Here is a 20,180-nt window from a genome sequence, read left to right as displayed (position 1 = left end):
AGAGTAGAAAAGTCACGTTCAGAATACACGGGTGGAACATTATTTAAAAAACCATAAAATAAATGCTAAAACGCTACTATTCCGTTGTCAGTAGCGTTTTTGTATAGTCGGAGCATGCGAATTTTGCAGTGCTTTGGAGATAGTGCCAAATGAATATACCATACCTCGAATGAAAGCTGCACCGGTCAATATGCCTTATATTAGAAGGAGTTAGAGAGCAATATACCTAAGAAGTGGTGTATGTGGCGCTTGTTTTATTTATTAATGGCCGATCAGAGGGACATATCAATCCAACGATTGGAGTTGTGCAAGAGCTTATTCTGCGTGGAGAAGAGGTAGTGTACTTTTGTATAGAAGCTTTTCGGGAACGTATGGAGAAGACGGGGGCTTCGGTACGAACATTTGACGATCAAAAATTTATAAAAGCCTTTATCTCAGTAGAACTTATTGATGGGAAATTATACTTTATGAGATACTCTGGCAATCTTCATATTGAGATCTATCCGGTAGGCGAAGGGAGATTTGCCCGCAGATATTCAGACCAGATCCATCATACAGTATTGCTGAGAACGAAAACGGCAAAATGACATTTTTCGGGTACATCAAGGATAACACCGCAAACAAGTAGTTTGGGGCCGCAACGTCCTGCAGAGGGAGCTTGGTGCTAGGTCGCGAATATTTTGTAATTTATAGAAAGGGTGATGTTAGTGTGCCGAAACTATTATTTGACCCAATGAAACATCCCGATTGGATTCCGCCGCAGACTACAGCGTGGTACGCAAATTTAGCGTTGGAAACCGGAGAATACAAGTATCCGTGGAAGTCGGTGTTCGATGAACCGCGGGCCGAGGTTATCTTTGCAGACAAAATTGCAGCCTGTCTCCATGAGAACTCACGAGTATTGGATGTTGGCTGCGGTCACGGTGAATTCACGAGGACGTTTGCTTGCAGAGCAAAAGAAGTCGTGGGGATTGATGCCGTCGAGGGATACATTGCATCAGCAAAAGAGGGCGCAGCCAAATCCCTTACATTTCTTGTAATGGATGCTGAGGAACCATTACCATTTCCTGTGGACTCTTTTGACGTCGTCTACACAAAAAAGGGACCGTGGCTATTCCACAAGGGAAATGAGGAGGGGCATCGGGTCATTAAACCCGGCGGTATGGCGCTGGGTTTGTATCATTGCGGAACAGACGGGGGACTTCGAAGTCACTTTCCCGGGTTGTATTCTCCACTTCCGGACAACTACCTGGGGGAGATTAAAGCGAAATTTGAACGCCAACTGACCGAAAGCAATCTACAGAAGGTTGAATTACAGATATTTGAAGAGGTTGAATATCTGTCGAGACCTGAGGATGTATTGATCAAGAAATGTTTTGGCCAGAAGGAAACATTGAAGGAAGTTGTCTGGCAGGAATGCCTGAAAGATGTGGAGGAAATATTCCTTCGCCATGCCACCTCAAGAGGCCTAAAGGTCGTCAACTATCATGCCTTGATGATCGGGAGGGCTACATAAGCGAAGCAATGTGCCTTGAATTTCCTCAAAGGGACAGCGTAAGGGGGCGTCCCAAAAACCATGTAATGGCTGCTTGGGACGCCCCTTGGTTTTGGAGTAGGATCCACATAGGAACTTGGTGAGGACGCCCCGCGAACAAGGTATCCTTGAAACGGTATTCACCGCCGTGCTTCAATTTCTGGCGGACGAAGAATATGTCTCCCTGGAGCATTATTTCGTGGATGGTACCAAGATTGAGGCTAATGCCAATCGCTACACCTTTGTTTGGGGCAAAGCCGTGACTAAACACAAGGCCAAGCTGCAAGAGAAAGTGCAGGTATTGTTTGCCAGTATCGAAGCCGCAGAGCAAATTATTTTGTAGTAAGCTGTATAGTTATGCTGTGTATTCCAGTGAATGAAGGGCAATTATATATTATGACAATGTGTCCCTGTTCTTGGTGCTGTCTTCAAAACCATGAAGGAATAGAGGAATTTAATGAATAAAAGACAAAAGAAAATTCTTAGCATTTTATTAACTCAATCGAACCAATTGTTGTTAGTACAGAATCTTGCTGATGAGATCAATTGCTCAGAGAAAACCATACGGAGCGATCTGAAAATAATTGGAGAATATATAGAAAAGTACGCCAATGCGAGCCTAGTGAGACGACCTGGCCGGGGCATTTATCTAGACATTGACGAAACTGATCAAGCTGAGCTATTCCACCGCCTTTATGAGGAAGAAAGCCCGGTTCGACAGGAATCTGACGAGGAGAGAGTACTGCATCTAGCCTATCAACTGTTGATGGACACCAAGCCCGTTACAATTCAGGACCTGGTCTCGCGGTATTTTGTAAACAAAGCGGTTATTCGTAAAGATGTGGCCAAAATTGAGGGGTGGCTGCATCGGTTTAATCTACGGTTACTTTCCAAGCAGCGAGTTGGTCTTGTTATTGAAGGCTCCGAGAAGAACAAACGGAGGGCGTTAGCTCGCTTGGATCAGTTAATAGACAGCTCAGAGTTGACGGGGCAGATGATAAAAAAACAGTTCGAGCCGCATGAGATTACTGGCGTATACTATGAATTTAGAGAGCTGCAAAAGCGGCATTCGCTGTATTACACGGATGAAGCTTTTGAAAGTTTGATGTTGCATGTCCTACTGATTGTCAAACGAATGAAACTTAAGCAGCCGATTTCTTTATCGGATAATGAAATTTCATTTTTGCAGAAGAAAGTGGAATTTACCTGGGCTACAGATTTTCTGTTGCGCTTGAAACAGCTGTTTGCCATGTCTTTCCCTCGCGAAGAAGCCGCTTATTTAGCCTTACATTTGCTTGGTGGAAAATTTCGCTATCGTCAAGAGGGCGAAGAAGATTTGGCGGACAGACATCCGCTCTTACCTGATTTGATCGAGCAGTTAACGCGCCGAATGTCGGAGCTTAACATGATTGAGTTCTCTCAAGATCTGATTCTGATGAATGGATTGAAAGTCCATTTATATACTACTTTGAATCGTTTCGATTACGGGTTATCCGTTTCCAACCCGATGTTGGTGGAGATCAAGAAAATGTATCCCTATATGTTCGATCGGGTCATTATGGTGCTGGAAGAGGTGAGAAAATCACTTCATCTATCCATTCCAGAGGAAGAAGCGGCTTATTTGGCGTTGCATTTCCAAGCTTCCGTCGAAAGGTTTCATCAAGGTCAGAGTAATCCCAAAAAGGTAATTGTTGTATGTCACATGGGCATTGGCATGTCCCAATTGCTGCGAACGAAAATTGAACGAAAATTTCCGTCTGTGCTGGTGGAAGCCTCTATGGGCAAAGCGGAAGTTCAAGATTATCTGCTTTCCCATCAAGTTGATCTTGTCATTTCTACTATTGCGCTGTCGGGGTTGGAAGTTCCTTGCATTCTTGTCTCCCCCCTACTGGAGGCGAGAGATGTGCGAAAGCTTGAACTAGAGATTAAGCAACTTGATGAGCCTGACAGCAGACAAGAATCTGTTTTTCTAAAGTACACTTCACCATTTCTAGTTTTTCTCCAACAGGATGTTCAGCGTCCGGCCCAGATTATAGCTAGGTTGGGGCAAATATTGATGGATAAGGGATATGCAGAGACAGGTTATTCGGAGAGCGCTCTGATGAGAGAAAGTATGTCCTTTACGACAATAGGGGGAGGGATTGCGATTCCGCACGGGAATCCGCAATGGATCAGACAGTCGGTTATAGCCATCGCCACTTTAAAGCAGCCAATCCTCTGGGGAACTGAAAAGGTCGAACTCGTATTTATGCTTGCATTAAAAAGTGACGAACGGGAAGATGCGAGGCAGCTGTTTAAAGAGTTGTCCTTGGTCAGTGAACGTCCGGCTTTTGTCAGCGCGTTGTCCAAAGAGACCGATGTGATGAAATTTCTAAGTAAACTGAAAGGGTAAATAATAAATGAATCCGAGACGGCGATAAAAATGTGCAACGAAGAGATTGAACGGTTGAATACAGCAATCTACACTGGTGGCGGAATAGATTAAACGGGAATTTGACGTCAGCATGAGTGTACGTGGAATTAGTGCGATGCTAAAACGGATGAAATAAGGATCATGAGCCATGAATAGCTCTTTATTTTATGGAACATTAAACTAGGTTTTGCCGGAAATAACGGTAAAACTTCAGTCCGATAATAGTTTATTTGCCGTTTATACTATGAATGTAACGGGAATAACTATTGTAAAGGAGAATGATCATGAAAATATTAGCGATTACCTCATGTCCAAATGGAATTGCACATACCTATATGGCGGCTGAGAACCTTCAGAAGGCTGCTGATAAACTGGGAATAGAGATGAAGGTTGAAACTCAGGGTTCCATTGGAGTGGAGAATGAGCTGACCGAAAAGGATATCCGTGAAGCAGACGGCATCATTATCGCGGCGGATAAAACGGTGATCAAAGATCGTTTCGTCGGCAAAAAGCTACTCGTCGTTGGGGTACAGGAAGGGATTCGCCATCCGGAGGATCTGATTAGACAGATAATGAGCGGTGATGTGGCGGTCCATCGGGCACAATTACGGTCGGCTGATGATATCAAGAAAGAGAAGAAGTCGAAACAGAATTCATTTTACCGCCATATGATGAACGGTGTGTCTTATATGGTGCCGTTTATCGTGGTCGGCGGATTGCTGATTGCTATAGCGGTGTCCCTAGGCGGAGTGAAAACCCCAGGGGGGCTATTAATTCCAGATGATTCATTCTGGAAGACGATACAGGATATTGGATCGGCATCATTTACTTTCATGGTACCAATATTGGCCGGATTTATAGCAATGAGTATTGCGGACAGGCCTGGTCTTGCTCCAGGTATGGTCGGTGGGTTCATCGCTGCTAACGGAAGTTTCTATGGTAGTGAAGCAGGAGCCGGATTTATTGGCGGGATTATCGCCGGTTTCCTTGCAGGGTATATAGCGCTCGGAATTAAGAAGATTAAGGTCCCTAAGGCGTTGAAGCCTATTATGCCAATCATTATTATACCCGTATTGACCTCTTTGATTGTAGGGCTGATTTTTGTGTTCGTTATAGGTTCTCCAATCGCACAGGTGTTTGAATCCCTGACGGTATGGCTCGTAGGTATGCAAGGTACAAGTTCGATTCTGTTAGCTCTCATCCTAGGTGCGATGATCTCCTTCGATATGGGCGGTCCAGTGAACAAGGTTGCCTTCCTATTCGGATCGGCCATGATCGGTGAAGGAAACTATGAAATAATGGGTCCAATTGCTGCTGCTATTTGTATCCCGCCTATTGGTACGGGACTTGCAACGATGATTCGCAAGCGTAAATTCGAACCTTCGGAACAAGAAGCAGGTAAAGCATCATTTACAATGGGCTTATTTGGTATCACAGAAGGTGCGATTCCGTTTGCTGCACAAGATCCACTACGTGTCATTCCAAGTGTCGTGGTAGGTTCGATGGTAGGTTCGGTGATTGCGATGGTTGGCCATGTTGGTGATAGAGTTGCCCATGGTGGACCTATTGTAGCTGTTCTTGGTGCTGTTGACAATGTTTTGATGTTTTTTATTGCTATTATTGTCGGCTCAATAGTAACAGCTCTTATGATCAGTATGTTGAAAAAGGATGTTGTAACAGGGACTCTGGATATCGCGGGAGAAGCGGATCTTGAACATTCAGTTGTGACTGGTGGGAGAACTGCTACAGCTGTGTCAGCATCTGTACAGATAAAGGATCAGATTATTGAAGAAGTGCCAGTCTTCCACATTGAGAAATTAACCGATATCCTTACGCCCGATTTAATTGATTTAGATCTGGACGGGGATACTCAGGATGCGATTATCGACGAAATGATTGGAACATTGGATAGCGTCGGAGCGGTAAGTTCAACCCGTGATTTTAAAGAGGCTATATGGGCTCGGGAAGAAGAAAGCTCGACAGGCATAGGTATGAATATTGCCATTCCGCACGGCAAATCGGACGCTGTACTGAAGCCAAGTGTTGTCTTTGGCATCAAGCAGAACGGAGTAGACTGGAAGAGCCTGGACGGAAGTGAAGCCAAACTGATCTTTATGATTGCAGTGCCACGCAACAGTAAAGGAAACGCTCATCTGAAAGTCTTACAAATGCTGTCCCGAAAGCTGATGGATGATGACTTCAGGGAAAAACTGTTGGCGGTAAAAACGAAGGCAGAAGCCTATCAATTGCTAGATCAGGTGCGTTGATTCATTGCACTGAGTAGTAAAGAAATGACGATCAATTTGCCTTTGACTTTTCCAGCAACAGTGAACATTCAGTCATGGAAAAAGCACAGGAACGCACGGCTAGAGTGTATAGTGAATTAAACTTGGACGCACAAAAGGAATTTGCAAGAGGATTAGCTAACCGATTAGGTCTACAAGTAAAAAAACAACCAAGCATTGCCCCAGGGGCATTGCTTGGTTATTTGCATTCCGCTTAATCACTCATCCCGCCATAATCCCTACTCCGGAACTCCCTGTGTCAATCCATGCACATACGTCTGCCAAGGCGTGTCGAGCGCTCCCTGACCTGGGTTGTAGGTGAAGGAGTATTCCACTGTATCTCCTTGCTGCAGGTTGAGGAGCGGGTAGGTGAAGTTGCCGTTCCCTGTAGAGGTCATGGCGACGTTGATCTGGCCGCCGCCATTGATCTTGTAATGCAGGTCGGCGAAGGTCGCGCCGTTAACGTAGAATTGCAGGTTGTTGGCGGTCTTCTTCAGGCCGCGCACGCTGTCACCGATGACGACGGTGCCGGGTGACGGCGTGACGACAGTGATAGTGCTGGCAGCCGTTTTGCTGCCGTCAGCGGTTGTGGCTGTTACGGTGACAACGCCCGGCGCGAGGCCGGCTACGCTGCCGGTTGCGTTGACGGAGGCGATGCCGGGACTAGAGACCGACCAGTTGACTACTTTGTTGGTAGCATTCGAAGGCGCTACGCCCGCAGTTAACTGGACGCTCTTGCCTACCTCTACTTGGGAAGAGGACGGTGTGACGGTGACGCCGCTAACTGGAACGTTGCCGGGATTTTCGCCGCCCGTGCCTTCTTTGTATACCCGCACATAGTCTAGCTGCATTGTAGCCGGGATACTGGATGGGTCCGGTATGCGGCCCCCGTCGAAATGGCCGCCGACTGCCAGGTTCATGATGAGGTAGAACGGCTGATCGAACGGTGCGTCGGGATTGTTCGGCGCGGCGACAGAATACCATTGCTGACGGCTTACTTTGAAGAAGAATTTGCCGTCTACATACCATTTGATGTTGTCATCTTCCCACACCATAGAATAGACGTGGTAATCGTTCGCGAACGTTTGCCCTTGCGGGAAGTGATACTCACCGGCGATATAGCGGTTCACCGGCCATTGGCCGCCGAAGTGGATAGCCCCGCTGGTGGTGCCGGGCAGCCGCCCTTTGGCTTCCATGATGTCGATTTCGCCGGATGCAGCCCAGGCTCCGTACACGGAATTCTCCGGCAGCATCCAGAGCGCCGGCCAGATACCGTCGCCGGTAGGCAGCTTGGCGCGGATGTCCACCCGGCCGTACTCAAGGGACATATGATTCTTGGTGTTGATTTTGCCGGAGGAATACTCTGCGTACCGGTTCGGGTCCTGTGGGAACGAACGGTGATCGTTCAAGGCCCGGATGTTCAGCTGTCCGCCAGTCACGAATACGTTCTGTGTGCTGTTCGTGTAGTGCTGCATCTCTGCATTGCCCCAGCCCCAGCTGTTGGGATCATCGCTGATGTAATAGCCTGTTTCATAATTCCATTTGCTTGTATCGAGTTCGGTGCCGCTGAATTCATCCTGCCAGATGAGGTTCATGCCGGCGATGGCTGGATCACTTGGCGTCCCGATCACAATGTCTCCATGGTCGGTTTCATCGGGACGCGGTGCATTGGGGTTGCCGATGAAGTTGTAATACACATAGTTGCTGCCGACGTTTCCGCCGGACTGCCCGTTTAACGGGTAGCCGATACGGATTTCCATGTTCTCCTGAATCGGCTGGAACCAGAGGCCGTAGACGTAGTCTGCCCAGTATCCCCACTGGTTGGCGGCGGACATGTTATTGTATCCGTTGCCCGAGTAGACGAATCTGCTCTGGCCGGAGCTGCTGAGATCGACCCATTGCCCGCCTATTTTAATCTGATACACGAAGTTGCCTAGTTCGCTGCCAATCGGCGCGCCTCCGTCAATCTTAGGTAACGGGAAGCCGATGGCGCCGCTCTTGTCCGCTGTGTAGGTGGTGCCGTCGTAAGCGGAGAGGACGAACGAATTGCGGACAGGCTGATTGAAGGTAATGGTGTAGATGAGGCTGGCGGAAGAGGTCTTCGACTCCAGCTTGACGTTGATTGATTCTGTTACCTTAAACCAGTAACCTCCGCCCCCTTCAGTAAACTGGCCGAAATTGCTGTCATAGATCCAGCCGCTGGCCGCATTGTTGTCGATGTTAACCCACTGGGTGCTGCCAACAGGCTTGACGGACAGCTTGAGATCGTGAGCTACCGCATCATAGATGAGGCCCGGATTGTTGTTGAAGACGGGATACGTAAAACCTGCGCTGCCGGTGAAGCCCGCCGTAAGTGCCGGTCCTTGCGTCGGCGTCATTGACGTGATGGTAGTGGTGTTAACGTTCTGGAACACAAGCGTGTAATCCAGTGTAACTCCGCTATTGGCTTTGGAGTATAGCTGAATTTCTGTGGTAGCAGTTAGCGTAAACCAGTAGCCATTCGCGCCGCCGTCGCTCCAGTGTCCCCAGTTCTGGTTATAGACATAACCGCCTGCGCTGTCGATGTCTACCCAATTGCCACTTTTCTTCACCTTAACGCCTACATCGCCGGAAACGTCGTTCCAGCTGGCGGAACCTCCATTAAAGACCGGCATAACAAACCCAAAGCTGGCTTGCCCCACTCCGGATTTGGAGATGACCGGCCCGTCTGCCGCTGAGAAATAAGCCATGGACGTTACAGTACTGCCTGCCGCCTGAACCCTGGAAGCTGGTAACAATCCGATGCCCGACAACATCACCAGCGCGAGGAACAGGCCCCATACTTTGCGTGTAAACCTAACCTCAGCTTTGTACATTCGTTTCATACTTGCCCTCCTTTAGAATCGTTTGGCACAATAGAAAACGCTTTCAGATTAATACATCTATATTCTAACCAATGGAATAATTCGGTTAAAGGTACAGGATTTTATATGAAGTCCCATTATTTTAGTTTTAGACAGGATGAACCCCAAAAATCCCCCATAAAGGGGGATCGGTACACTTATTTCCGCCGGATCATCTGTCTGTATTCCGTGGGCTGCATGCCCATCACTTCGCGGAAGGCCCGGGTGAAGCTTTTGTAGCTTTCATACCCGACCAGCGGCGTGATCTCGACGATTTTATATTCCGTCTCGGCCAGCAGCCGCCGGGCTTTATCCAGCCGCACATCACGCAAGTATTCGGCAAATCCTTTACCGACATTCTTTTTGAACAGGTTGGAGAAATAAGCGTAGTTCAGCGATACATGGTTGGAAACCATGGCGAGATCAAGCGGCTTGTGGTAATTTTCGTGGATGAAGCGGATCGCTTCGTTCAGGTCCTGTGAGTTACGGTAGCTGCACTTAAACTCGTAATAGAAATGGTTGAGACGCAGCATCTGATGCTGCAGCGCCTGAATATAATCACGGATACCAGGATAGTCATACAGGTTACGCAGCGATTCAATATCGAGCGCATCCTCCCCCATGTAAGGGCGTATCACCCACTCGTACTCCTCCAGCATCTGCACCACAGCCCGGCATAACCGGTCGGTATATTGAATGTGATAACGCTGCAGCACATCTTTGTGAAAAAGCATCGAAATGCCCTCGGCGATTTTGCCGTCGTTGTTAGCTCCAATGAAACGGAACAAAGCGTACAGCTCTTCATGGGGAAGCTGCCACTGCTGCATAAGCCCCGCGATGTTCTCCGGCAGCATGCAGCGCAGCTCGGGGAATAAATAGCTGTGCCGGTATAACTCCTGGACCTCGGTGTAGGCGCAGGGAAGCGTCTTTAACCCTTGCTGCGGCCCGGTCATGACGGCTGTAGCGCCAATCTGTGCGGTCTTGAGAGCGGCGGGCAGCTTGTCGGTAGGAACAGAGGCATCAACGGCTAATATCAGGTGCGGCCGGTGCTGAAGGCAGATGCAGCCCTCACTGCCATACACGCGGTAGGCGATGGATTCCATGCTGTGGGCGCTGCTTACACACGGCTGGTTAATCCGCCGCTCCTCGCGCAGCAGGCAGAGCCGGTAGCTGCGCCATAGCTCCGCATTTTGCTGCTCCGTCTCGCCCACCCACACTTCATCGCTTGCCGAGCCCTGCATGTATAGGCTGAGTTCCTTGCGGTCCGTCTCCCGGGCGAGCCGGGATAGCTGCTCCATGTTGTGCGAAAGCGTCTGCCGGGTCCGGATTTCCTGCCACACATGCTCAACCGAGGCTTGCAGATCCTCGCGGTTCACCGGCTTGAGCAAATAGCCCTTCGCCCCCAGTTCGATCGCCTTCTGGGCGTAAGCGAAATCGCCGTATCCGCTAATGATCAGGTAATCAGCTGTGATGTGCTCTTCCCGTGCGTGCGCCATCAGCGTCAGTCCGTCCATATCGGGCATGCGGATATCGGTAATGACGAGCTGGATGCTGTTCTGGCGAAGCAGCTGCAGCGCTTCAATGCCATTCCCTGCGCAGTAAATGCTGTCCGGCTGGAGCGGGAATTGGCGCACCATAGCCTGCAGGCCGTCGCGGATATGCTTCTGATCGTCCACAATCAGCATATTGATCAACTTTTACCATCCCCCCAGATTGACTTGTTCCCAAGGCAACCGTATCGTGACGCATGTATAGGCGCCCGGTATGCTATCAATGGAAAGGCCGCTGCCCTTGCCGTAGTGCAGCTGCAGCCGTTTGTGCACATTCTCTAATCCTAGGCCATTTTGGCTGGCGACAATCGGGTTATCCGACTCATCCTCCAGCGCCTCTTGCAGAGTGCTGAGCGTCTGAGAATTGATGCCGGCTCCGTTGTCGCGGATTTCGATCAGAAGCATGAGGTTGTTCTCTACGGTTACGTTAATTTCGATGCTCACGCTGCCTCCCGGGGGTGCCGCATGATGCACGGCGTTCTCCACAATGGGCTGCATGCACATTTTCGGAATGGGGTAGCGCAGCACTTCAGGCAGAAGGTCCGCCTGCAGCTCGAAGCTGCTGCCTTCCATAAAGTTAATGAAGCGGATATAGCTCTGAATATTGGCTAACTCATCCCCGAGACTGACGGTATCGCCCCGCCACTGCATGCTGTAACGCAGCAGCGAACCGAGTGACACCAACGCCCCGGCGATAGCCGGCTGCCGCTCCACTTCCGCATGCATCCGGATCGACTCCAGTGCGTTGTACAGGAAGTGGGAATTAATCTGCGAATGGAGTGAATGGAGCTGTGCGTTTTTGGCGATCAGCTGCTTATCAATGACCTGGGTCATCAGGCGCTGGATTTCATCAAGCATGTTGTTGTAGCTGACGGCGACATAGTCGATTTCATCACCGGGTTCATTGTCTCCAAGACCTGTATGGATCTTGGCATCAAGCTGGCCTCTGCGCACCTTGCGCATGGAAGCCAGTACCATCTCCAGACGGCGGAAAATGCGCCGGGTCATATATGAAACTAACAGCAGCATCATCAGCAGCACGCAGGATGTAATGGCCACGACGAGCAGGTACCAGCTTCGCGGCCCCTTCATCAGATCATGGCGGGAAGCGATATCAATGACATAGGCATCCAGCGGCGCGATGTAACGGTATAGCGCATAGTAGGTCTGATCACCGGCCCGGACCTCGACGGGATTGTTATGCTGCAGTACATCGAGTTGCCCGTGAACGCGGGTAAGGATATCATTCAGCTGCCCGCCTGCGTCCAGGGCAAAAGCATGAGAGGTATTATAAATATGGCGTGAAGGAATGGTTCCATCCATTACAACGGAGAAGAAATTACCACCTGTCTCCTCCTCCAAAAGATTGCTGAAAAAGACGCTGTGCCGGGTCCGGATTTCCATGAGGGTAGGCCGCTTGTACTGTTGTCCCTGAAGGCGCACCAATCTGTAGTAGGATAACGTATGCTCCCCGTCCTGAAGGGAGAACAAGCGGTAAGCGGCTCCGTTCTCTTCACGCAGTGACATCCAGTAGTCCTGCGGCCAGAACCGGTCGTAATGATAGATTTCCGGCCAGATCTCGTACAGGTTCGGGTTATCGACATAGAAGCTTAGCTCGCTAACCATGTCGTAGCTTTGAATAATATTATGCATTTGCTCGTATTGATTCTGCCTGAACTTGACGAGCCGCAGACCGTCGGCCCGCATATCGGAATGAATGAAGTCGACAAATGCTTTCTGTGTAAGAGCTGTTGAGGAAGCGTTCTCAAGTATATCCATGCGGCTGCGCAGCTGTTCCTCCAGGCGCGAGACGTGGCTGCTGCCGGTGGCCATGGCGTCCTTGTAGAGCTGGGTTTCCTGCGCCCGGATAAACAGGAAGGATACCACAATGGCAGGGATGGCAATCATCAGGCTGAAAGCCAGAAATAATTTTTGCGATATACGGGAATTGCGGTAAAGCTTCCTTATTTTCATCCATACAGCCTTCATTCCCATACCTCCCTACATTTGTAATATACCATGGATTACAAACCTTCAGGCAGGTAAACAGGAGAATGAGCGAACTTGCTGAAACCCCTGCGTAAGCAGGCAAGACCGGCTGCCCTCAGGCAGCCGGCAGTGCTGTTAATCGGCCATTTTCGCTTTCCGCACATCCAGCTCGGCCTGGCGGAACTCCATTACCTGCTGGAAGCCGTAACTGTCACGGCGCTCAAGGAAGCTTGCGAAGATTTTGTCAAACGCAGCCTCATCCTTGGCTGTAATCAGCTCCGGCAGCACTTCCTCCCAGTTCTGTGAAATCCGTGACCAGGCTACTGCAACCTCGGAATCACCCAGCGGGTCCAGCCCCTTGTAAATGCCGCTGTCAATATCGGCCTGAGCGTTGGCGAAGTCCTCCATCTGCTTGATTACAGGTGCTTTCTCCGGTCTCCACTGGTTAACGATAACCGGGTTACGCATCATCCAGTACGTATCGAGCACGCCATACTGCTTCTCCAGCGTCTCAATATCGCTCTCAATCAGGTTCAGCATATCAGCCTTGAGCTGAGGCTTGCCATCCACCGTCTCCCATGTTTCGCCTTCTTTGCCGAGGAACAGATCGTGCTGCCCTTCTTCGCTGGAGAGATAGGTCAGGAAGCGGATGGCCCGTTCCGGATTTTTGGTCGACTTGCTGATCATTGTCACCATCCAGCCGTCCATATTGCCGGGGAACAGCTTGGCGCTGTCGCCGCTGCTGTTCTGCGGTCCATCCACAGCGATATAATACGAATCGGGATTGGTGCCGGCAGCCAGCATCGGATTCACGGCCGTCATGCCGGACCATTCGCGGATCATCATGAAATAGCGCGCGTTATTCGTTTTCTCCTCCACCTGCGTATCGGAATCCACCAGGAAGTCTACGTTGATCAGCCCGCGCTCGTAAGCGGTGCGGAAGGTTTTCAGCCAGGCAATATATTCGGGATCGGTTACGCGGTCATATACTTTTCCGTCCTTCTCGTGCGGTATAGCTAACAGATTATGCAGATATTCAGTCATGCCGTATGGCACATTGCCTTGGGCGAAGAAGGGGCTCATCGGCTGGCCCTTATATTTGGAATATTTATCTTTAAACAGTTGCAGCGCGTTCAGAAAGCCCTCCGGGGTGCTGAGGTCTGGACTGCCCATTTCTTCATACAGGTCCTTCCGTACAAGGAACGTCTGATTGGCCGCCGTCATACCCGTTTCATGCATCAGATTCGGGCTGTAGGAGTCGTTCGGAATGCCATAGGTGTTGCCGTTTTCCTGCCGGTACCATTTCAGGGTCCCGTCGCCCGCCACCTTGTAGAAGTAAGGGTCATACTGATCTGCCAGTTCGTTTAAGGCATAGACATGGTCGCCTTCCCACAGTTTTTTGACAGCGGTTTCCCATGATCCCATGGAGATAAGGTCCGGCAGCTGGCCGGAGGTCATCATTAAGGTGATATGCTCGTTCGCTTCGCCGGAAGGGACTTCGAGCTTAACATTGACGCCTGTTTTCTCTGTAATGTACTTAGAGGTCAAGCTTTCGCCCCAGGAGTGGGCGTACCAGTTGGCACCAACGAACCAGGTTAAATCGATTGGACTCGTGTCCAGTTTCCATGCGGGCTCATCGGGATTCAGCGTTGCTTCGTTCTGCGGCGCTTGTGTGGAGTCTGCCGGCTGCGCAGTCGGGGCACTTTCATTATTGCCGGAATTGCCGCTGCACGCAGCCAGAGCCAGCGACAGCATCAAGGTCAGCATTATAGTCAGACTTCTTTTAACGGGTTTATGCTTCATAAGAAGATCATCCTTTCAGTTTTTGTAGGTTACTGATTAGGGAATCCGGTTTACCCCTTGATAGCGCCGATCATGACCCCTTTGACCAGATAACGCTGAATGAAGGGATAGAACACCAGAATCGGCAGGGTAGCCACCATCATGGAGGCGAACTTTATGGAGTTGCCGGGCAGCCTTGCCCCGAACTGGGCCATTGCCTGCTGCTGCATGAAGGACATGGAATTTTCGGCAATGATTTTGTACAAAATGGTCTGCAAAGGCAGAATCTCCTGCGAGCGGATATAGATAACGCCCTGATAATAATCGTTCCAGTGATAAACTGCGGAGAACAGCGAGATAGTAGCAATTACAGCCATGCTGTTAGGCAGTACAATCCGGAACAGCACGCCGTAATCTGATGCCCCGTCCACCTTGGCCGATTCCTCAAGACTATCCGGGATGGTGCGGAAAAAGCTCATAAAGATGACCATATTGAAAAAGCTGTACATGCCGGGAATGACAAATACCCAGAAGTTGTCGTACAGGCCCAGCTTCGTCATCAGGATAAACGTTGGAATGAGTCCGCCTGAGAAGAGCATGGTAATCAGGGCAATTTTCATATACAGCTTGCGGCCGATCAGCGTTGTCTTGCTCATGCCGTAAGCTATTATGGCGGTAAAAAAGACATGCGCAGCCGACCCGATTACGGTACGCAGGGTCGTAATTACGAACCCGTTCATCATTGTCTTGTCGTTAAATACGACGCTGTAGCTGGCCAGCGAGAACTGCTCCGGGAACCAGTTGACGGTGCCCAGCAACGCCTGCTCCGGCGCGTTAAGCGAGTTAATAAGCACGAACCACATCGGGTACAGCGTCAGAAAGCATACCCCCAGCATCAGGAGGGTGTTGCAGACCTCAAATACTCCGATGCCCCTTAGTCCTGAGCGTCTTTTCACCGGATGGCCCCCTTTCTAGAAAATGCCGTCGCCAGTCAATTTTTTGGATGTCTGGTTCGCCATAAACAGCAGCCCCAGCGCCACGATGGAACGGGCAAATAAAACGGCTGTTGAGAAAGAATGGCGCCCCGACACAAGTCCCATGTTATAGATATAGAGATCGAGACTCTCGGCCATCTTCATGTTCATATTGTTTTTTAACATAAAGATCTGCTCAAAGTTACTGCCGAGAATGCCGCTGACGGCGAGGATGAACAGAATAGCGATGGTCGGACGGATGCTCTGCACGGTAATGTGCCACATGCGCTGCCAGCGTCCCGCTCCGTCAAGCTCCGCGGCCTCGTACAGACCAGGATCGATGCCGGATATAGCCGCGATATAGATGATGGCGCTCCAGCCTGTTTCCTTCAGCGTATCGGTAAAAAAGGTAATCCACCAGAAATATTTCGGGTCGCTGTTAAAGAGAATTTCGCGGTTCTGCAGTCCGAGTGTCATCATCAGCTGGTTGACCACACCGCCTTCACCCAGCCAGTTGAGCGCGATGCCGCCGAAGATCGTCCAGGCGATAAAGTGCGGCAGGTACGAAATGGTCTGCACGGTGCGCTTAAAGCGCAGGCTGCGGATTTCGCCCAGCAGTAGAGCAAACAAAATCGGAATCGGAAATCCCAGCACAAGCTTGATGCTGCTCATCCCCAGCGTATTGCGGATCGAACGCCAGAACCGGTCGTCCGTCACAAAATCCTGAAAGTGCTTCAGCCCGACAAACGGCGACTCCAGCATAGGCTTCGCGATACTATAGTCCATAAAGCCGATAATGAGCCACAGCATCGGAAAATAACAAAAGATCAACATCCAGATGATTCCCGGAATGACCATACTTTGCATCTGCCACTGTCTAAAAAACGCTTTCATTTGTTTCGTTTGGAATTGAAACATGTCTCGTGTCCCCCCTTTCCTCTTCATCGTAAGAAAAAAGACCCAGGAAAAAAAGGGGCATGATTTTTGACCCTATCCCATTTTTTTGGATTCATTCGGACCGGGCGCTGAAATGCATTATGCTGTGATTAAATGGAAAGGAGCGTGTCATGGATGAGTAAGCTGATATGGGAGCAGGATTTTGTGAACGGCGGAGGTGATTTGAGTCTCTGGAACATCCGTATAGGCAACGATCTGCTTGATGATAACGACAATCCCATCTATGCCGGCTGGGGAAACGGCGAGCAGCAGTTCTATACGGATCACCCGAACAATCTCTATTTCGATGAGTACGGCTTAAACCTGCGAGCGTGCCTTGAAAAAGCCCAGCAGGAGGGGCGGAGCTTTGCGTATACGTCGGCCCGTTTGGATACAAGGAATCACTTCTCTTTCTGCTACGGTAAGCTTGTCATACGCGCCAAGCTGCCGGTAGGGCAAGGTCTATGGCCTGCCATCTGGCTGCTGCCGCAGAATCTGGCATACGGGCCTTGGCCAGCCTCGGGAGAGCTCGACATTCTGGAGGCCAAGGGCCGCCTGCCCCGGCAGATTGCCGGCACGCTGCACTACGGAAAGGACCTTGACAGCAAAGTGGTTGAGGAATTCACCCACGAGCTTGAAGACGGAACCATTAATGAGTTCCGCGATTATACGCTGGAATGGGATGCGGGTTCTATTCGCTGGCTGGTAGACGGGTACTGCTTCGCGCAGCGCCAGCTGGAGCCGGGTATGCCGTTTGACCAGCCCTTCTATCTGCTGCTTAATCTGGCTGTGGGCGGCTGGTACGACAACGTGGAGGTGGACGAGGCGGCGCTGCCCGGGCTGATGACGGTGGCGGGGGTTTGGCTGTATGCGTAGGATTGGAGCATCATTTTATAATTCTCTGGGCGGAAGAAAGGGCCACCTGCTAAAGGGTGGCCCAAACTTGCCTAGTAATGAACCGCCAGCCTGTCGTGCAGATTATCCCACACCATCACTTTCTAACAAGGAGTAAAAATTATCGCGGTCTTCGTTATCGAATTTGCCAAGCGTCCGCACCCTGACAAATTTATGTCCGCCATACATGTCTATTTCCTCGCCATACCTATTGTAGAGCGCGATCATATGACCATCCCGATTCAACTCCATGTATCCGTCACAATTTGCTTCAGGCACTTCACCGTAAAAAAGCGTGAATTTAATTTTAATCACTTTGTGCATGCAGATTCTCCTTTTCCCCAACAACCTGAAGAAAATTTTACGTGAAATCGGATGAATTGGAAAAAGTGATATCGCTCTCCATATTCGGAAATTCATCTATATTTCGAAAGTAAAAGGGGGGAATCCCCGCTACGCCGCTCATTCACACATTATCTCTTGACGGGACGAGATTAGGAGAGTATTATAACGTGCCGGTCAACTCTACAAGGTAAATCAATAAAAAGACTGACTTTTCAAGCGCCCCGGCACCGAATCGTCAGCCTAACGTTCATGAATACACTCAGAAGGCTGGGAATTGTGAACATGACCCTATAAGATCAGCTCCGCAAGACGATGGATTCCCTGCTCAATCGATGCTTCATCTACTTTTGCAAACCCCAACACCCATCCCTTCCTTTTGCTTTCCAGACAATAAGGTCCAAGAGGGTATACACGTATTCCCTGTTGAAGGGCTAACTTTGTCACGGTTTCTTCGTCGTATGATTCTTCAGCTTCAAGTAACATATGCAATCCCGTTTCTACTCCACTTAGTGTGAAGCGTTCCCCTAAACCGCTAGCCATAATAGCCTTTGTCATAGCTTCGTGTCTTCGCCGGTACACATTTCTGACTCTTCGCATATGGCGCATAAAATGTCCATTCTTGATGAAGTGGGTTAGTGTTAGCTGATCCATAATCGGAAGATGACGGTAAGTCAGCTCCTGTACCCTGGCTAGTTGAGCAATTGCCCGGGCAGATCCAACGATAGCCGAAATACGAATGCCTGGAGCAATCATTTTAGAAAAACTCATGAGGTACAAGGTATTATTAGATGCCTGACTAAAGAGCGTTGGAAGCGGGTCCCCACGATATCGAAATTCACTGTCATAATCGTCCTCAATGATCCAAAATTGTTCTTGCGCGGCCTTATGCAGCAGTTGTTGCCTGCGCGGCTCTGACATAACAACCCCGACTGCGCACTGGTGCGAAGGAGTCGTAAAGATCAGTTTGGATTGTGGATGAATACGGTCAACCACAAGACCGTGCGCATCAACGGGAACGGGCACCACATTCATACGCCGATAGTTCATCGCCATCCAGGAAGCTGGAAAACCGGGATCTTCTACACAGACAGTGTCCCCATCAGATAAAAGCGATTGTGCGATTAAGTCAATGCTATGCTGAGCTCCAGAGGTCAACAGAATCTGATTTGTTTGGATATGGATACCTCGTTCAAGTGATAAATAACGCTGAATTTGCTCACGTAATGGTGTGAAACCATAGGGGTTGCCGTAAGCCCAGCTTGATAAGTCCATTGCAGCGGATGCGTGGAGAAACGATTGCCGCCAGTTCTTTTGAAAATGTCCATCCAAATAAGGTTCGTGGGGACTAAAATCAATATCCGCTTCTCCATGTTCTTTGCCTCTGAACCAGTCCTGTAATTGATCGACCGCCGAGTTCAACAAGGGAAGTGAGGGAGGCAGAGGGCCATTTGCTATGTTTTCCTTCGTTGACCCAGTAATTTGATTCCATTTACTAACCCGCGTTCCTCCTCTTCGGGATGTAACCGTATAGCCTCGGCTTAGCAATTCCTCATAGACGATCTGTATAGTTGAGCGAGAAACGCCTATCTGGTGAGCGAGTTCGCGGGAAGGAATCAGCAGTTCTCCTGGAGCCCAGATTCCACTTGTAATATTATGAATGGCTTGATCAAGCAATTGCTGCCAGATCGGTCTCTTATCATTACGAATTACTTTCATCATCGTGTATACCTCCAAATAGTAGCTCCAATCATAAAATATTAAGTAGTTATGGATTGCTCATAACCTTAATGTTTGGATCTTAAAAGGCACTCCATTCACTGATATACTACCGTAATAACGCTGGTATTTGCAATCTGAGTCGTTGCCGCACTCTAGAAGAGTATCGGAGTTCAAACTATTGGAGTGGGATGAATATCTCATGAGTGAAAGGAGAGGTTTCGAAATGGATCCAGTTCGTTACAAGACCAGGGAATGCAAGGATCAGGAGAAAATTGAAAGCTTCCTGCAGCAAGCGAGAATAGGATATCTTGGGTTGGTTGATGGGCACCTCCCCTATGTTGTACCGCTAAACTATGTATGGTCTGAGGGGAAGCTCTATGTTCACGGGGCTGGCGATGGAAGACGTAATCAGGTCATGAGCAAAAATCCAGAGGTGTGTTTTACGGTATGTGAGGAATACGGGACCATTACGGATCCGGTACCTGCTAAAACGGATACGGCTTATATGAGCGTAATGATATTTGGACAAGCAGAGCCGATCACAGATTTGGACGAAGCCACTCATGTACTTCAGGGATTGATCAATAAATACGTACCCGCCTATTATAACCGCCCCTTGTCCAAGCAGCATGTGGACAAGTATAGGTCGGCTGTATTCGGCGGACCGGTTCAAGTTTACCGGGTAATCCCGCACCATATGACAGCAAAAGAAAGTCCTATTGAAGCAGGAAAAATGTATAGAACGGACACCAATGTCGGACGAGAGATTTAATGACAAGATAAGCTTTCATATTTCTGCAAATTTAGCGCGAATGCCCTATGACTATCTGATATAGTTTTAGGGCGTTTTTTCGGTGTTGATTTTAATTATTTTGAT

Annotated in this window: 14 protein-coding genes and 1 pseudogene; 7 read left to right on the top strand and 8 right to left on the bottom strand. The window is 49.4% G+C overall.

Features of this window, described 5'->3' with window-relative positions; genetic code table 11:
* Positions 1 to 242: 242 nt before the first annotated feature.
* From NST07_RS33730 to NST07_RS33710, 5 genes and pseudogenes are all read left to right on the top strand, one after another.
* Positions 243 to 437: pseudogene (locus NST07_RS33730) on the top strand (glycosyl transferase family 1); the annotation flags it as partial.
* A gap of 296 nt (positions 438 to 733) precedes the next feature.
* On the top strand, positions 734 to 1,516 hold the full coding sequence (locus NST07_RS33725) for a methyltransferase domain-containing protein (RefSeq protein ID WP_342480869.1): 783 nt from the start codon (positions 734 to 736) through the stop codon (positions 1,514 to 1,516).
* A 115-nt stretch (positions 1,517 to 1,631) separates the two neighbouring features.
* Positions 1,632 to 1,877 carry a hypothetical protein gene (locus NST07_RS33720; RefSeq protein WP_341380443.1) on the top strand — a complete coding sequence of 82 codons (246 nt, stop codon included), beginning with the start codon at positions 1,632 to 1,634 and terminating at the stop codon, positions 1,875 to 1,877.
* A 114-nt stretch (positions 1,878 to 1,991) separates the two neighbouring features.
* Positions 1,992 to 3,926, top strand: coding sequence for a BglG family transcription antiterminator (locus NST07_RS33715; protein WP_341380270.1), 1,935 nt, complete (start codon positions 1,992 to 1,994; stop codon positions 3,924 to 3,926).
* A gap of 305 nt (positions 3,927 to 4,231) precedes the next feature.
* The gene (locus tag NST07_RS33710; protein ID WP_341097383.1) at positions 4,232 to 6,214 is read left to right on the top strand and encodes a fructose-specific PTS transporter subunit EIIC; all 1,983 of its coding nucleotides are present in this window, start codon (positions 4,232 to 4,234) and stop codon (positions 6,212 to 6,214) included.
* A 257-nt stretch (positions 6,215 to 6,471) separates the two neighbouring features.
* Here NST07_RS33710 and NST07_RS33705 read toward each other — a convergent pair whose 3' ends face one another.
* The 6 genes from NST07_RS33705 to NST07_RS33680 form a co-directional block, all read right to left on the bottom strand.
* Positions 6,472 to 9,096 (bottom strand): family 16 glycosylhydrolase, encoded by a 2,625-nt coding sequence (locus NST07_RS33705; protein ID WP_342480868.1) that lies wholly within the window; start codon positions 9,094 to 9,096, stop codon positions 6,472 to 6,474.
* Positions 9,097 to 9,272: 176 nt separating this feature from the next.
* Positions 9,273 to 10,799 (bottom strand): response regulator, encoded by a 1,527-nt coding sequence (locus tag NST07_RS33700; protein ID WP_342482001.1) that lies wholly within the window; start codon positions 10,797 to 10,799, stop codon positions 9,273 to 9,275.
* A 12-nt stretch (positions 10,800 to 10,811) separates the two neighbouring features.
* Positions 10,812 to 12,653, bottom strand: a complete 1,842-nt coding sequence (locus NST07_RS33695) for a histidine kinase (protein WP_341097381.1) — start codon at positions 12,651 to 12,653, stop codon at positions 10,812 to 10,814.
* Between the two features lie 135 nt (positions 12,654 to 12,788).
* On the bottom strand, positions 12,789 to 14,456 hold the full coding sequence (locus NST07_RS33690) for an extracellular solute-binding protein (protein WP_341097380.1): 1,668 nt from the start codon (positions 14,454 to 14,456) through the stop codon (positions 12,789 to 12,791).
* A gap of 50 nt (positions 14,457 to 14,506) precedes the next feature.
* A complete protein-coding gene (locus NST07_RS33685; protein WP_341097379.1) occupies positions 14,507 to 15,391 on the bottom strand; it encodes a carbohydrate ABC transporter permease in 885 nt (294 codons plus the stop codon).
* 15 nt (positions 15,392 to 15,406) lie between these two features.
* Complete coding sequence (locus NST07_RS33680; protein ID WP_038598111.1) at positions 15,407 to 16,327, bottom strand: ABC transporter permease subunit; 921 nt, start codon at positions 16,325 to 16,327, stop codon at positions 15,407 to 15,409.
* Positions 16,328 to 16,480: 153 nt separating this feature from the next.
* Between NST07_RS33680 and NST07_RS33675 the strand changes: the two genes are divergently transcribed.
* Positions 16,481 to 17,221 carry a glycoside hydrolase family 16 protein gene (locus NST07_RS33675; protein ID WP_341097378.1) on the top strand — a complete coding sequence of 247 codons (741 nt, stop codon included), beginning with the start codon at positions 16,481 to 16,483 and terminating at the stop codon, positions 17,219 to 17,221.
* Between the two features lie 102 nt (positions 17,222 to 17,323).
* On the opposite strand, the gene NST07_RS33670 is transcribed toward NST07_RS33675, so the two are convergent.
* Together NST07_RS33670 and NST07_RS33665 are read right to left on the bottom strand one after the other, a co-directional pair.
* Positions 17,324 to 17,563, bottom strand: a complete 240-nt coding sequence (locus NST07_RS33670) for a hypothetical protein (RefSeq protein WP_342480867.1) — start codon at positions 17,561 to 17,563, stop codon at positions 17,324 to 17,326.
* Between the two features lie 309 nt (positions 17,564 to 17,872).
* The gene (locus tag NST07_RS33665) at positions 17,873 to 19,303 is read right to left on the bottom strand and encodes a PLP-dependent aminotransferase family protein (protein WP_342480866.1); all 1,431 of its coding nucleotides are present in this window, start codon (positions 19,301 to 19,303) and stop codon (positions 17,873 to 17,875) included.
* Positions 19,304 to 19,526: 223 nt separating this feature from the next.
* Here NST07_RS33665 and NST07_RS33660 point away from each other — a divergent pair, with 223 nt between their 5' ends.
* On the top strand, positions 19,527 to 20,075 hold the full coding sequence (locus NST07_RS33660) for a pyridoxamine 5'-phosphate oxidase family protein (RefSeq protein WP_341097372.1): 549 nt from the start codon (positions 19,527 to 19,529) through the stop codon (positions 20,073 to 20,075).
* Positions 20,076 to 20,180 lie beyond the last annotated feature (105 nt).

Origin of the sequence: Paenibacillus sp. FSL L8-0340 (assembly GCF_038593145.1) — a bacterium.
GTDB lineage: Bacteria > Bacillota > Bacilli > Paenibacillales > Paenibacillaceae > Paenibacillus_AQ.
Note: the sequence above shows the minus strand (reverse complement) of the source record. Positions and strands in the feature narration are given on the sequence as shown.